At 48.5% G+C, this 12,616-nt stretch carries 15 protein-coding genes; 9 read left to right on the top strand and 6 right to left on the bottom strand.

The features are described from left to right. Positions 1–35 precede the first annotated feature (35 nt). Positions 36–1,025 (top strand): glycosyltransferase family 2 protein, encoded by a 990-nt coding sequence (locus tag H6F90_RS06010; RefSeq protein WP_190551113.1) that lies wholly within the window; start codon positions 36–38, stop codon positions 1,023–1,025. A 53-nt stretch (positions 1,026–1,078) separates the two neighbouring features. Here the strand turns inward: H6F90_RS06010 and H6F90_RS06005 are convergent, their stop codons facing one another. Then, positions 1,079–2,098 carry a Gfo/Idh/MocA family protein gene (locus H6F90_RS06005; protein ID WP_370587958.1) on the bottom strand — a complete coding sequence of 340 codons (1,020 nt, stop codon included), beginning with the start codon at positions 2,096–2,098 and terminating at the stop codon, positions 1,079–1,081. Positions 2,099–2,586: 488 nt separating this feature from the next. On the opposite strand from H6F90_RS06005, the gene H6F90_RS06000 reads away from it, so the two are divergent. Then, a complete protein-coding gene (locus H6F90_RS06000) occupies positions 2,587–2,886 on the top strand; it encodes a ferredoxin (protein ID WP_190437124.1) in 300 nt (99 codons plus the stop codon). 154 nt (positions 2,887–3,040) lie between these two features. Here H6F90_RS06000 and H6F90_RS05995 read toward each other — a convergent pair whose 3' ends face one another. Beyond that, positions 3,041–4,777, bottom strand: coding sequence for a SpoIID/LytB domain-containing protein (locus H6F90_RS05995; protein WP_242024361.1), 1,737 nt, complete (start codon positions 4,775–4,777; stop codon positions 3,041–3,043). A gap of 202 nt (positions 4,778–4,979) precedes the next feature. Between H6F90_RS05995 and H6F90_RS05990 the strand changes: the two genes are divergently transcribed. From H6F90_RS05990 to H6F90_RS05970, 5 genes are all read left to right on the top strand, one after another. After that, positions 4,980–5,243 carry a ParB N-terminal domain-containing protein gene (locus tag H6F90_RS05990; protein ID WP_190551111.1) on the top strand — a complete coding sequence of 88 codons (264 nt, stop codon included), beginning with the start codon at positions 4,980–4,982 and terminating at the stop codon, positions 5,241–5,243. Between the two features lie 170 nt (positions 5,244–5,413). Then, positions 5,414–5,884: a Dps family protein gene (locus H6F90_RS05985; protein WP_370587959.1), complete on the top strand. Its 471-nt coding sequence runs from the start codon at positions 5,414–5,416 to the stop codon at positions 5,882–5,884. Between the two features lie 101 nt (positions 5,885–5,985). Continuing rightward, positions 5,986–6,675 (top strand): helix-turn-helix transcriptional regulator, encoded by a 690-nt coding sequence (locus tag H6F90_RS05980; protein ID WP_190551106.1) that lies wholly within the window; start codon positions 5,986–5,988, stop codon positions 6,673–6,675. A gap of 129 nt (positions 6,676–6,804) precedes the next feature. Further along, positions 6,805–7,344 (top strand): Dps family protein, encoded by a 540-nt coding sequence (locus tag H6F90_RS05975; protein ID WP_190437130.1) that lies wholly within the window; start codon positions 6,805–6,807, stop codon positions 7,342–7,344. 291 nt (positions 7,345–7,635) lie between these two features. Continuing rightward, positions 7,636–7,833, top strand: a complete 198-nt coding sequence (locus H6F90_RS05970) for a hypothetical protein (RefSeq protein ID WP_190437134.1) — start codon at positions 7,636–7,638, stop codon at positions 7,831–7,833. 7 nt (positions 7,834–7,840) lie between these two features. On the opposite strand, the gene H6F90_RS05965 is transcribed toward H6F90_RS05970, so the two are convergent. After that, positions 7,841–8,254 (bottom strand): response regulator, encoded by a 414-nt coding sequence (locus H6F90_RS05965; RefSeq protein ID WP_190551104.1) that lies wholly within the window; start codon positions 8,252–8,254, stop codon positions 7,841–7,843. A gap of 393 nt (positions 8,255–8,647) precedes the next feature. Between H6F90_RS05965 and H6F90_RS05960 the strand changes: the two genes are divergently transcribed. Then, positions 8,648–8,929: a hypothetical protein gene (locus tag H6F90_RS05960; protein ID WP_190551102.1), complete on the top strand. Its 282-nt coding sequence runs from the start codon at positions 8,648–8,650 to the stop codon at positions 8,927–8,929. A gap of 56 nt (positions 8,930–8,985) precedes the next feature. On the opposite strand, the gene H6F90_RS05955 is transcribed toward H6F90_RS05960, so the two are convergent. The 3 genes from H6F90_RS05955 to H6F90_RS05945 all read right to left on the bottom strand — a co-directional run bounded on the left by H6F90_RS05955 (position 8,986) and on the right by H6F90_RS05945 (position 10,620). Then, the gene (locus H6F90_RS05955) at positions 8,986–9,267 is read right to left on the bottom strand and encodes a hypothetical protein (protein ID WP_190551099.1); all 282 of its coding nucleotides are present in this window, start codon (positions 9,265–9,267) and stop codon (positions 8,986–8,988) included. 281 nt (positions 9,268–9,548) lie between these two features. Further along, positions 9,549–9,902 (bottom strand): CDP-alcohol phosphatidyltransferase family protein, encoded by a 354-nt coding sequence (locus tag H6F90_RS05950; protein WP_190551097.1) that lies wholly within the window; start codon positions 9,900–9,902, stop codon positions 9,549–9,551. Between the two features lie 322 nt (positions 9,903–10,224). Further along, positions 10,225–10,620 carry a hypothetical protein gene (locus H6F90_RS05945; protein WP_190551096.1) on the bottom strand — a complete coding sequence of 132 codons (396 nt, stop codon included), beginning with the start codon at positions 10,618–10,620 and terminating at the stop codon, positions 10,225–10,227. A 189-nt stretch (positions 10,621–10,809) separates the two neighbouring features. Between H6F90_RS05945 and H6F90_RS05940 the strand changes: the two genes are divergently transcribed. Continuing rightward, positions 10,810–12,519 (top strand): NB-ARC domain-containing protein, encoded by a 1,710-nt coding sequence (locus H6F90_RS05940; protein ID WP_199295748.1) that lies wholly within the window; start codon positions 10,810–10,812, stop codon positions 12,517–12,519. Positions 12,520–12,616 lie beyond the last annotated feature (97 nt).

Raw genomic sequence — 12,616 nt, 5'->3', positions numbered from 1 at the left:
TCAGCGTGCAAGTACTGGCAGGCTAGAGACGGATCATGCGCCCTCATTATTCTTTTGTAGTTCCTATTTATAACGAAGAAGCTACCATCCCAGAGCTGTATCGCCGCATTAGCAGCATCATGGACCGCATGGATGGGCCAGTGGAGTTGATATTGATTAATGATGGCAGTCGCGATCGTTCTTGGGAACTATTGCGGGAGCTGCACCAACGGGATGCGCGGGTTTGCTACTTGAGCTTGGCTCGCAACTTTGGCCATCAAATCGCGGTGACGGCGGGGCTAAACTTTGCCCGTGGGCAAATTGTGGTGATTTTGGATGCAGATTTGCAAGACCCACCAGAACTGATCCCCGACATGGTGGAAAAATGGCGGCAAGGCTATCAAGTGGTTTATGCCCAACGCACGCAGCGCCAACGCGAAGGTTGGTTTAAGCGTTTCACGGCCTATGCTTTCTATCGCATCCTGAAGCAGTTAGCCGATGTCGAAATCCCCACCGATACGGGAGACTTTTGTTTGCTCGATCGCCAAGTGGTGGATGTGCTAAATGCGATGCCAGAGCGAAATCGTTATATTCGAGGGCTGCGATCGTGGGTCGGGTTTCGGCAAACCGCAATTTTGTTTGAGCGAAACCCTCGCTTTGCGGGAGATGTGAAATATACGTTCCGCAAGTCCTTAGGGCTAGCTGTGAATGGTTTGGTTTCGTTTTCCAAAGTACCGCTGCGCATTTCGACTTATATTGGGCTATTTTCTGCGGCGATCGCGCTTTGTATGGCAATTTTGGTGCTTTACTGGCGATTTTTTGCCCCGGGTTCACCTTTGACTGGTTACGCGGCCATTATCGTGGCGGTCTTTTTTCTGGGTGCGGTGCAATTGGTCAGTATCGGCATCTTGGGCGAATACATTGGCCGCATCTACGAGGAAATCAAAGGTAGGCCCCTCTACACCCTTGCAGAAGTGCAGGGATTCCACGAAGCAGAGGCCCCCAGCCCCAAGGTAAGCTCGAACGGTCACGCAGAGCGTCGATAACGGCCAACATGATGCAGGAAACCAGCCAACCGTTAACCGCTAAGTACTACCTGCTAACTACCCACTGCCACTACCTGTCCCGTCTCTGCCGATCGCCGCGCTGCGTCTGCCACTCTCAAAGCGTACAAACTGGCCTCTGGAGACACATATAAAGGAGTGCCTTTATAGAGATGATCTAAAACATTGGCTGTGTCTTTCGCGAATAAACCCCGTCGTCCACCCACCTCAACCACCTGCTCGCCAGCAGCTTGAATTAAAGTGCCGCGATCGCCATCAAAGACTAAAGCTCCTTGTGTTCCTTGCACTTCAAAGGTGCGAGCCGATTGCCATAGAGTTTCCCCTTTGCCATAGGTGACTTCAGCTAGCACCCCATGGGCGAAATTCAAGTGGGCGGTGCACAAGCAAGCTTGATAGAAACCAGAGTCTTGATCGGCTTCAGGTTGTCTCCAGTAACGCGCCTGACAACTCACAGTTGTAACTGTGCCAAACAAATCGGTTAAGCGATGAATCCGGGAAGTAGCACCCGAAAAGGGAAAGCCAAACAGTTCTGGTTGGTAAGTCCATTTTTGCGGCGCGGGATTTTGGGGATTGATTGTGGCGTAGCGGGCATGAAAGACAGAGCCGATCTGGGGCAAAGATTTCCGTAGGGCCTGATGCAAGCCACCTAAGAGTTCAATATGCTCGACATGCAGTAATTTGTTTTGGGTTTTAGCTAGGGCAATCAGCATCTCTGCCTCAGCTACATCCAAAGCCAAGGGATATTCAACCACAACATGCTTGCCTGCTTCTAGGGCTGCTCGGGCGATCGCTCCGTGATCCCGATTTACCGTACAGATCACCACTAAATCAATTTCTGGGCGATTGAGTAAGGCTGACCAATTGTCCAACGCCTCAGCTTGGTAAGTTTGGCTAAAGGCAACGGCTCTTCCTAGCTCGTGGCCCACTACTGCTACTAGTTGCGATCGCGAATCTGCTTGAAATGCCTCTGCTCGTAACTTTGCGGCATAGCCAGTCCCAACCAACCCTACATTGAGGGGAAATGGAACCATATCTTTGAAGAAATGCGTGGTCACAGCTACAAATCCAAGTCAGTACTAATGAATAAGATGGCGAATCTATAGATTACCGAATTGTTCTAATCCAGGTAGACAGTTTTAGTTCCAACCCGACTAACTAGCGTAGTTGATGAATTCTAATAAAACAGATAATTCTTACTAATTTATCGCTTGATTTTGGAACTAATAGAATTCCATTTGTCAACTGCTAAACCCTCATAGCATCTTACTTCTAAGCCATAAATCTAATAAATGGGCTGAGAAAGGAACCTGTAAAAGCCATTTAGTCAAGCCTTTACCCGTCCCATAAGTATAAGTAGATCAAATGACCAAATTTCATTACGAATCCCATTCAACCCAACACCTGATTTGGTGTTACAAGTTTTAATTTTTCCCGTAGTATCTAGAAGTGAAGCTGATGAAGGAAGCCATTACTCAGGAAGATGCCTGAAGTCGCCTTTCTACAGGCTTTACGTGCCGATTCATTGAACAGAGAGGACTACTGCATGCCAACTTTTAAGGTCACCTTGATCAACGAAGCTGAAGGGCTCAACACCACTATTGAAGTTCCTGATGACGAGTACATTCTTGACGCCGCAGAAGAGCAGGGAATTGACCTTCCTTACTCCTGTCGCGCTGGTGCTTGCTCTACCTGTGCTGGTAAGATCACCAGCGGCAGCATTGATCAAAGCGATCAGTCCTTCTTGGATGACGACCAAATCGAAGCTGGTTTCGTGCTAACTTGCGTGGCTTACCCCACCTCTGATTGCACCATCCTGACCCACCAAGAAGAAGAACTGTACTAAAAAATTCGTTTTGTAGGGCCAGAGAGAAATGCTGATTGGTTGAGTTCTCTCTGGCTCTCACCAAGCTTCTAAACCTTTTTGCTAAAAGAGGAACTTAGATGATATTGGTCGAGGGAGTAGGCAGGAGTGCGAGTTGCACTGCCTGCCTTATTTTTTAGCTTCTAGGAGCCGTTTGGGGAGACGGAATGCGCCAAAAGGTCAGCGCTTGACTAATCGGTTGAATCTGAGTGCCTGGATAGTAGAAGCTCAAAATTTTCTGATTAGTCCAGCCCAACTTGCCTAGACGGTAGGAGCCAGTTTGGCTTAACCCTACGCCATGTCCCAGCCCTCCTCCCACAAAGGCGTAACCTTTGAGAACTTTGTTAGCTCCGTAAATGGGGTCTAAGTAAAAGAGGGTGCTGTTGGGCGGGTAGAAAGCGTTAAGAATGTCATCTTTTTCTAACTCGATCGCGCCTCGATCCGTTTGTGCCACCATCTTCAACACGCGTCCCGCAGGCGATCGCTCGGTGACCTGGAGTTGTTGAATGGCTGTGAAATCAGCTAAGGGATGTTTATTACTCTGCAAATATTGCTTCAGATCTGTGGTCAGCCGAGCTAAACTGCCCTCTTCGCGCCAGCGGAACATATCCCACCCCTCTTCATTGAAGCCTTTACGCTGAGTAATAAAAGCCCGGAAGTTTTGCTCATTGGCTAAGCTGCGCTGCGATAAATCCCAAATGTTAGCGGCTGAATCGATCACGGCTCGCAAGTAAGGCCGAGGGGCTCCATTCCAGACATCACTAAAGGGCGCGGTTACTCCACCTGTGGTCGAGGAGTATAAAGCGTCCACGAGCTCGTTTTGGTAAGTCAGCACCAAGCCCCGAGTCGCTGCGATCGCGCGATCGGCTTCAGGCACGGTTCCAGTTAATCCCCAATACACTTGGCATTGAGTATCGGCGCAAAGCTCATAACCATCGATCGCAAAGCGACGTAAATTGCGTAGGGCGTAAGTACGAGCCAAAATTGCTTGGGCTTCGACCGCAGGCTGGGGGGCTCCTGCCCCAATTTCGTGCGGCACAACGCCTCGCAAGTACGTTTCAATGGGAACTTGATTAACGAGGGTATAGGTGCCGTAGGAGTTGGGTTGCAGGCGTATTGTCCCGGCATAAAGCCGACTGGTTTGCTGCTCTTTGGCTATTTGTTCGGGAGTTTTGTTTTTCTCTTTGCTGCCCGGTGTGACCTGAACCAAACTGCTGCTACTACTGACTTGCAACTGATCCCGGGTGTAGCGGTAGCCATCTACGATAAACGAGGCTTTCGGGACTTGGGAAAGAACTTGTGAATCAATATACGCAGTCGCATTACCTTGGTCTTGCAAGCTTTGCAGTAGTAAACGCCGCAGGAGCGGGGAACTGTACACATCCCGCTTGGCCCAAACTTGCCAGCGTTCCGGCTGGGCGACTTCAACTTCAATCCCTTGAGCCTGCCACTTGGCAGCGCTGTCTTCAGCACTCTCGAAGCTGCGGTGAGTACTCAGGACCACTCGCTCATTGACTTGAGGTTCTGGCAGTGGCTGCATCACCACATCCATCTTTACCTTGGTAGTGCTCAGGGTTTGGCGGATGGGGCCTGTCGTAAAAGTTATGGTCAGGCGATCGCCCGCTGGGGCTTGCAAAGTTAGTTCATCGGTGGGTTTGGTGCCAAATCGTTGCACAACGCCAAGTTGTAGCTCTGGTTCTGGGGGCGCAGCAGAGACTCCTGCCTGGACTCCTAAGCCTGCTAAGCAGGAAGCAGCGATCGCCATACCAGATAACTCAAACCAAGGGAGACGCAGTGGGTTTCTCTGAACCTTGGGGTTTTTAGCTTTAGAGGAAGCAATGGGTTGAAGCGGTTGGCTCACAGGTCGCGGCATCGCAAGAAGACTTCTTTGACAGAATACGGCAGTTCGACGAAAAAAACAGGGAAAAAGATCCGTAATTTTTATCAGGCTTAACAATCTCTTTCCTGGCTGCTCAGTAAGTCGCAGCGACAAGAGAAATTATAAAAAATGTTGCAAATCGTAGTCGGAATGAGTATGATTTAGGATATAAGTAATCATCTCTCAGCTGCAGTCGATGGCCAGAATTGAAAATATTCCCATCCAAAAAATCCGTCGTCCTTTGTTCCGACAAAACGACCCTGCTAAAGTTGCCGCTTTGATGACTTCTATTGAGGCAGAAGGCTTAAGAGAACCCATTGATGTTTTAGAAGTTGAGGGCGAGTACTACGGGTTCTCAGGTTGCCACCGTTTCGAGGCTTGTAGTCGCTTGGGTCATGAAACGATCCGCTGCAACGTTCGTCGTGCGCCTCGCTCAGTTTTGCAGATGCACCTAGCCTAAAGCTGAAAGTAGCAACCGAGTAAACTGCCTTTTGTATTAACCCTGACATTTATCATCCTGACATTTAGCGATGACTATCTAACTGGCATAATCTAGTTGCAAGCTGGATGGTTAGCTAACAAAATCCTTGAGTTACCTACGGAGATATTATGCAAGCCCAATCTAAAGGTATCGCCATCAATATCGGTATTAGTGAAGCCGATCGCAAGGAGATTGTAGACGGACTTTCCCGTCTGCTGGCGGATACTTACACGCTTTACCTCAAGACTCATAACTTCCACTGGAACGTGACGGGTCCCATGTTCCAGACTCTTCACCTCATGTTTGAGACTCAGTACACCGAATTAGCTTTGGCTGTGGATCTAATTGCTGAGCGAATTCGTGCCCTTGGATTTCCTGCTCCTGGCACCTACAGCGATTTTGCCCGACTTAGCTCGATCGACGAAACTCCGGGTGTCCCCACCGCCGACGAAATGATTCGTCTCTTGGTAGAGGGTCAGGAAGCTGTGGTTCGCACTGCTCGCTCTGTTTTTCCAGCCACGGAGCGGGTTAATGATGAACCAACGGCTGATTTGCTAACGCAGCGGATGCAAATTCATGAAAAAACAGCTTGGATGTTGAGAAGCCTACTCGATCAGTAAGATCTCGAATCATTACTTGGGACGTCATCAACTTCAGACTCACGAGCGGGTAGAACATGAGATGGTATTACTTCAGAGCTACCCGTTGAAGTGCAAGTAGGATGATCCCAGCGAACTCTCCAGACTACACCCATCAGTTGCGATCGCTTATGCAACCGGTGGGTGTTTCCAGCTTTAAAACCCTAGCTCAAAAAGCCGACGTGTCAGAGTGGCAGGTGCGGCAACTGCGGCAAGGACAAGCTACTCAGATGCGAGCCGAAGCTTTGATTAAGCTCAGCCAAGCTCTAAAAATCTCCTTGCCTGAGCTAATTAGCACTTTTTCTCAGGTTGCCCTAGAGCCAGAGGTACGTCCTGTTTCGCCGACAGTCAGTGAAACGGGTTTGGAGGCCGAACTGGTAGCCGTGAAGTTGGAGTATGAGCGATCGCAAGCGCAATTGGCTCAACAACGAGAGGCACTTTGGCAAGAGTTTCAACAATCTGTTTTGCAGGCAATTGAATCTTGGCTTCTGCAATGGCCGACAGCGGCTTATGCAGCTCAACAAAACCCTCAAGCACCAGCGGTTAGACTGCTACCATTACTGCGACCGATTGAAACTTTATTACAGCAGTGGGGAATCGAGGCGATCGCTGAAGTGGGAACGGAACTGCCCTACGACCCAACCCAGCATCAATTGATGGAAGGAATTGCTCAACCTGGCGATCGCGTCCGAGTCCGCTACACAGGTTATCGTCGAGAGGAGAAGCTGCTTTATCGCGCTAAGGTGAGTCCTGGGGTTGTAGCTAAGCCCTAAACACCTTTGTTTTAGCATCCTCCAAGATTCAGAACCTACGCCAGCTCAATAATCTCTCATTTGACTGATGCTGCAATTGTGTGGATTTGTTGCAGTAGAAAGAGTGCTGAAGCGTGGAGAAAAATAAAAATGCGTAAGTTAAATATTGGTTTGACCGAAGAACAGCGTCAAGGCGTGATTGGATTGTTGAATCGTGATCTGTCTAACGCTTATTTGCTTCTGATCAAAACTAAGAAATACCACTGGGATGTAGTTGGTCCTCAATTCCGCTCTCTACACCAAATGTGGGAAGAGCACTACCAAGCTCTGACCGAAAACATTGATTCACTGGCTGAGCGCGTCCGGATGTTGGGCGGCTACCCCGTTGGAACTGCTCAAGGCTTTTTGGAAAACGCATCCATTGAAGAGCATGGGGGTGACGTTCCTACAGCAGAGCAAATGGTTTCTAACTTGGTCGGTGACCACGAGCAGGTGATTCGTAATCTGCGTGACCATGTAGACCAGTGCTCCGAAAGCTTCCATGATGAGGGAACTGCTGACTTCCTCACAGGTTTGATGGAACAGCACGAAGAAATGGCTTGGATGTTGCGCTCCTTCATTGAAGGGCAGTCAATCCAGCCTGATGGTCAGACTAGTGCAGAACCCAAGCTGACTGTAGCTGCGAACTAAATTAGTTTTGTAGATTAGAAGTTTTAGGGTAAGAGAGGTAAAGCTTAGGCTTTGCCTCTTTTGCTTATGAAGATTAATTGACTGTGATTAGGCGATCGCTACTAAAAAGCCAAAAGTTTTTAGTAAGAATTTCCCTAGAGTCTTTTCTCAGAGTAATTAGCTAATTTCCTGTGGTTAGGCGCAATCGCTGATACAGGTTGAGTCATTTGGCTAGGGGAGTTTCGGGGTCTGTAAAGAGAGAATTGAGTTGTTAAGCGCAAACTTTTTCTTACTTGAAGAGATCTGACCCATATGACACCGGAAGAATTCAGAGAGGCTTATCTAGCAGCTCAAAATGGCCTTGGAAATGATCTGCAAACGCTAGTGAGTCTGTCTAAAAAATTCAGCGAATTGGCAACTAAATTCAGTGAGCTAGCAGATAAAATCCCAGTAAATTACTCAAAAATCAATGAGATTGTAGAAGACTTTATTGATCAGCAAGAGCCCTAACCGCTAGTTAAATGATTGAGTAAGCGGTCTTCAGTTCAACTTCAATTGTTTTCACCAAATTCTCTAGAGCGATCGGTTTTGTGAGATACGCACATGCTCCCAAATCGATCGCTTTTTGCTTCTCGCTCTGGAAGGCGTAGGCAGAGGCAACGATGACGGGAATGGCAGACCAGACAGACGATTTTAATTGCTGAAGCAAAGTCAATCCATCAATGCAAGGTAGCTTCAGGTCGAGAAGCAGTAGCTCAGGTTGGAACTCAGCTAAGGCTGAAAAGAAGTTGAGGCCATCCGGTAGGCTCAGAACCGTGTAACCTTCAGCTTCTAAACAGTCGTGAGTAATTAAGCGATGCAGCTCATTGTCTTCAACAATCAAGATTCGCTCTTTAACAGTGGTTGAATTGTGAAGTTCAGTGATTGTCATCGCTATCTCTATCAAGTTCCTGTAAAGCTTCGAACTTCCTATATTGTGCGTTCAATTTTTTCCGTTGTACTCACTGAACTGGCCGAACTATAGTTAGCGAAATCGCGTAAAAATTGCGCTCGCTGAGCAAATTTTATACCTTCACGGTTTAATCAGTTAGACAGCATGGTGTTTTCCTAAAGTAGGCATTGCTCCCCTATTACATTTACTAGTGCGATCGCTGCCTCGCTTCATCCCTGCGCTTTCCTTACTGTCTGTCACGCTCTAGTCGTTGAATAGCAGTTTTCCAATACCAGGCTTCAAGATGTCTGCTTGCTAAAACGCTCTTTTCGTAGAGCACCATTGAAAATATAGCCAAACGGCTTGATGCAATCTTGAGGGTATATTTCATTCATGTGGTTAATGCTGATCTCTTTAGCTGCCCTCACCGGAGGCATTTGTGGCTGGATCTTCCAGGGGTACCGCTCCATTATTCTGGGAGGTGCAATTCCTTGGTTTGGGCTGCTGGCGTGGCTGCTCTACAACGAGTATTTCGTCCCTTACCAAGGAGGTGGAGCATCCATGTGGCCGATCGCTCAACTTTTTGCTGGCTCTATAGTGGCTGTGGTGGGTATACTTGCAGCGGTTGTTGTTCGTGAAGTGAAGGCGAGATTGCGAGGAAACAAGCGACCATAAAACCGGGCGTTCACAAATCGAACCCGTACGAATCTTTTTCCTATTATGTTTTACGTTTACTGACGCGATCGCTGCCTCGCTTCAGCTCTGTGATCGCCCCACCACATTAGTGCTAGGACAGGGATGCCTATCACTAGAGGCACCAGAAATCGGAGATCGGCTGCGGCTACCCCTACTCCGGAAATGGTGAGAGTAAGGAGTGCTGTAATGAAGTATCGGGTGTTAATGCCTTTTCCCAGATGCTTGAGCAGTAGTAACACTGGCCAAAAAATGACAAAGAAGGCCAAGGCGAATAGGAATATACCCAACAGCGAATAAAAGATGAAAGTCAAAGACATACAAAAAGCTTAAGACGAGAAGTTCTGCCAAATACCCATTCAGGATGCCCCACAAGCGATCGCATCAGCATGATAACGCGATCGCTTGTGGTAGTGGAGTTGTAATTTTATTCTTACCGTTTGCAGCTTATGAATTGCATCGTTACCGAGTTCATGCGGCGGCTGTAGTTGGTGCTTTCTTGCTTTTTCGGATGATTAAGAGCAGGTTTTGTATGGGGAGGTTGACTGTAACTTGACCTCTAAGAGTGTTGTTTCCTTACTTCAATAGGGCGATCGGTCCCCTAGTGTCGATCGCGCCTCAATTTTTCAATCGCTGCTTTGCAATTTCCTCTCTCAAAACCAATTAGACGTTCGGCTAAGGCTTTGTCACCACCACACATTCTGATGAGTTGCCGCTTTAGGTCTGGGTTTTGCTTGGCTTCCAATCTGGGCAGTGCTATGGGTTTGCCTAACTCCTGCACAGCCCAAAATATAACGACTGCCGCTGAAGCGATCAAAAAGAACCAAATCCAAAAACTGAAAAAGCCATAGCTACGGAACAAGACTGAGCTAAGTACACCTAGAGCGATGCCAGCATATGTGCTCTGATTGATGATCTGTTGCTGGTGATGGGTGAATTGCTGATTGTTTTTCACGAAAATACTGACGGGGGAGAGTCAACGGCCGGCTCTGGATTTCTCTAGAGAAGACTTTGTTCATGTTTCCCGTAATAGTGCGATCGCTCCCGCTAAAAAATAAACTCAGCGAGGTCTGTTTAAAACAAAGCCCGCTCAATTTAATGAGCAGGCCTTATGCGATCGGAGCGGCGGGATTCGAACCCACGACCCCTACTACCCCAAGGCAGAAATTTGTCGGCTAAAGCTTCCTGATAGCAATGGTTTCAAGAATTCTCAATTGCTGGGATATCAAAAAGATCTCAATTCTATGGGCGGAAGCGATCGCCTTTTGCCTACTCCACTAGTGAGATTTATTCAGCTTGCTCATCGCATGACCGATCGCAGTCACGAGTGCACAGGTTGCCAGGATGATGGCAGCAGGGCTGTAAGGAGCAGGCCAGGGGGGAGTGGTATTCGGTTGGCTTGTAGTAGAAACCGATTGTATAGGTTGTTGAATTTGCCCTCCTGAGTTTGGGGTAGGTTGAATCTGAGTTGGCGATATTTGGTTTGGGGTAGGTTGAATCTGAGTTTTGCCGATTGCGGTGAATAGCACACTAGTAGCCAGGATGATGGCAGCAGGGCTGTAAGGATCAGGAGGTAGCGGGGGAGTCGCGCTGGGTTGGCTAGCAGTAGGAAGTAGTTGTGCTGGTTGCTGAGATTGAGACGGTTGGTTTGGGGTGGGTTGAATCTGACTCATGCTTGGAACCTTGTTGGTTGAATTCGTTACTGCAACCAGGTTCACTTTTGGGGTATGAGGCAAAGCAAATACCCCAAACAGGTAAGTATCACCCGCTTAGAGGGAAGGCTAGAGTAGTTTGGGGTAGTTTATTCCTCTTGGGTACCCTAACCTAGCCCAAACTTTTTCGCTAAGAGCTGAGTCAACTCAATGCCACGAGCTACTTATGGTCCTCAAGTCAAAGTCAGAGCCCAACGCTTGTTTGAGGCAATTCTGAGCTTTGCTCATGATGAACTCGAGGGTTGTGAGCAGTTGGGTTTGGACCTTAAGTGGAAGCAGCGAGACGGCACTCAGCCAGAGCTGATCATTCAAACCACGTTGAGGGCGCTCGAATCGTTAACCCAAAAAGATAGTGGCGAGGGGAAGCTCACGAAGGTGCAAATTCGGGAATCGCTCAACCGAATGGCCGACTTCCTCAATATTTTGCAGGACCACCGAGTGCATGAGCGGGGTTCTGAAGATTGGCACTTTACGCTCAAGCTGTGGTCACGGGACAAGAGCAAGAATCTTGAACAGTTTGAGCAGACATGGGAGCGTAGACGGCCCCAAAAATCTAAGCAACCAGAAGAGGCGGTTCAACAGATTCAGGATGCTAACAAGAAGCGATCGCCCCTAGAAGCTGAGAGGCAAGCAAAACCACTCAAAGCAGGAGCTCCTTTTCAAGCTCCACCCCTACCCAGTTCTTTTGTTGATCGCCCACAACAACGTAAGGCGGTCAAAGCACTCTTACTTGCTGAGGAAAAACAACCAGGCACTCTAGTAATTAGTGCCATTTATGGTCTGGGTGGTATTGGTAAGTCAGTATTAGCGGCTGCCTTGGCTTATGACCCTGAAGTTCAGCAACGATTTTCAGATGGCATACTTTGGGCGACCCTCGGTCAGGAACCAGATATCCTGCCATTTTTGAGCAGTTGGATTCAGGCTCTAAACGACTACGACTACAAGCCCACCACCATTGATGCGGCTTCTTCCCACCTGCGATCGCTGCTCTACGACAAGCGAGTTTTGTTAGTGGTGGATGATGCCTGGAATCCGGATGACGTAGAACCATTCCGCTTGGGGGGAGTGGGTTGCCGAGTCTTGGTGACCACTCGAGAAGCAAGCATTCTCGATGCTCAGCGCTATGACATGGATGTCATGACAGAAAAGCAGTCCTTGCAGTTGCTACTAGCCAAAGCTCAATGCCCTCAGCCCACAGCTCAGGAACAGCAACAGGCAGAAATGCTTGCCAAAGAGGTGGGTTATCTTCCTTTAGCTCTAGAGTTAGCAGGGGCTCAAATTGCGGACGGTCTGACTTGGGCTGAGCTACTGGAAGACCTCCAAGCTGAAATAGCCCGATTAGAAACTTTGGATGCGGCAAATGCAGCAGAGGTCAAGAGTGAGAAGAACCGCAAACGCCTGAGCTTACTCGCCTCGTTCCATCTCAGCCTACGGCAACTTTCCCCCGAACAGCTGCAACAGTTTGCCTGGTTAGGGGTGCTGCCTGAAGATGTCTCGATTACTCAGGCGATGGTGGCTACTTTGTGGGAAGTCACACCACGGCAGGCAGGAGCCATCTTAAAGGGATTTTGGTCTAAAGCCTTAGTCCTAGCAGGAGCCAAACAGTCACCAGAGCAAAGGCTCACTTATCGACTGCATGACCTGATGCATGATTTAGCTCAAAGCTTGTTAACGACTTCTGTAACCCCGCTCCAGCCAGAAGGAATACAAGGGCTAGGGCTCACTTTAGTGGATGCTCATGCTGCTTTGTTGCAACGATACCAGGTTCAAACACAGGACAAGTTGTGGCACACCTTGCCAGATGACGGTTACATCCATGCTCATCTGACTTGGCATCTGGAGAATATTAGACGACACTGATATAGACGAGGTCGCGACAGCAGGTTGTCGGGTGCTGATGATGGAAGGAGTGCTTCTCTAGTTACAGATCACGACAGCCACAAGACTCGACGGCTCG

The organism is Trichocoleus sp. FACHB-591 (assembly GCF_014695845.1).
Lineage (GTDB): Bacteria > Cyanobacteriota > Cyanobacteriia > FACHB-46 > FACHB-46 > Trichocoleus.
This window is presented reverse-complemented; position numbering and strand designations above follow the sequence as displayed.

What these genes read in the sequence shown, in the direction of transcription:
- H6F90_RS05980 (WP_190551106.1), top strand. Translation starts at nt 5,986, where the DNA reads ATGATCCCAGCGAACTCTCCAGACTACACCCATCAGTTGCGATCGCTT.
- H6F90_RS05960 (WP_190551102.1), top strand. Translation starts at nt 8,648, where the DNA reads ATGTGGTTAATGCTGATCTCTTTAGCTGCCCTCACCGGAGGCATTTGT.
- H6F90_RS05955 (WP_190551099.1), bottom strand. Translation starts at nt 9,267, where the DNA reads ATGTCTTTGACTTTCATCTTTTATTCGCTGTTGGGTATATTCCTATTC.
- H6F90_RS05945 (WP_190551096.1), bottom strand. Translation starts at nt 10,620, where the DNA reads ATGAGTCAGATTCAACCCACCCCAAACCAACCGTCTCAATCTCAGCAA.
- H6F90_RS06000 (WP_190437124.1), top strand. Translation starts at nt 2,587, where the DNA reads ATGCCAACTTTTAAGGTCACCTTGATCAACGAAGCTGAAGGGCTCAAC.
- H6F90_RS05965 (WP_190551104.1), bottom strand. Translation starts at nt 8,254, where the DNA reads ATGACAATCACTGAACTTCACAATTCAACCACTGTTAAAGAGCGAATC.
- H6F90_RS06010 (WP_190551113.1), top strand. Translation starts at nt 36, where the DNA reads ATGCGCCCTCATTATTCTTTTGTAGTTCCTATTTATAACGAAGAAGCT.
- H6F90_RS05970 (WP_190437134.1), top strand. Translation starts at nt 7,636, where the DNA reads ATGACACCGGAAGAATTCAGAGAGGCTTATCTAGCAGCTCAAAATGGC.
- H6F90_RS05975 (WP_190437130.1), top strand. Translation starts at nt 6,805, where the DNA reads ATGCGTAAGTTAAATATTGGTTTGACCGAAGAACAGCGTCAAGGCGTG.
- H6F90_RS05995 (WP_242024361.1), bottom strand. Translation starts at nt 4,777, where the DNA reads ATGCCGCGACCTGTGAGCCAACCGCTTCAACCCATTGCTTCCTCTAAA.
- H6F90_RS05990 (WP_190551111.1), top strand. Translation starts at nt 4,980, where the DNA reads ATGGCCAGAATTGAAAATATTCCCATCCAAAAAATCCGTCGTCCTTTG.
- H6F90_RS05940 (WP_199295748.1), top strand. Translation starts at nt 10,810, where the DNA reads ATGCCACGAGCTACTTATGGTCCTCAAGTCAAAGTCAGAGCCCAACGC.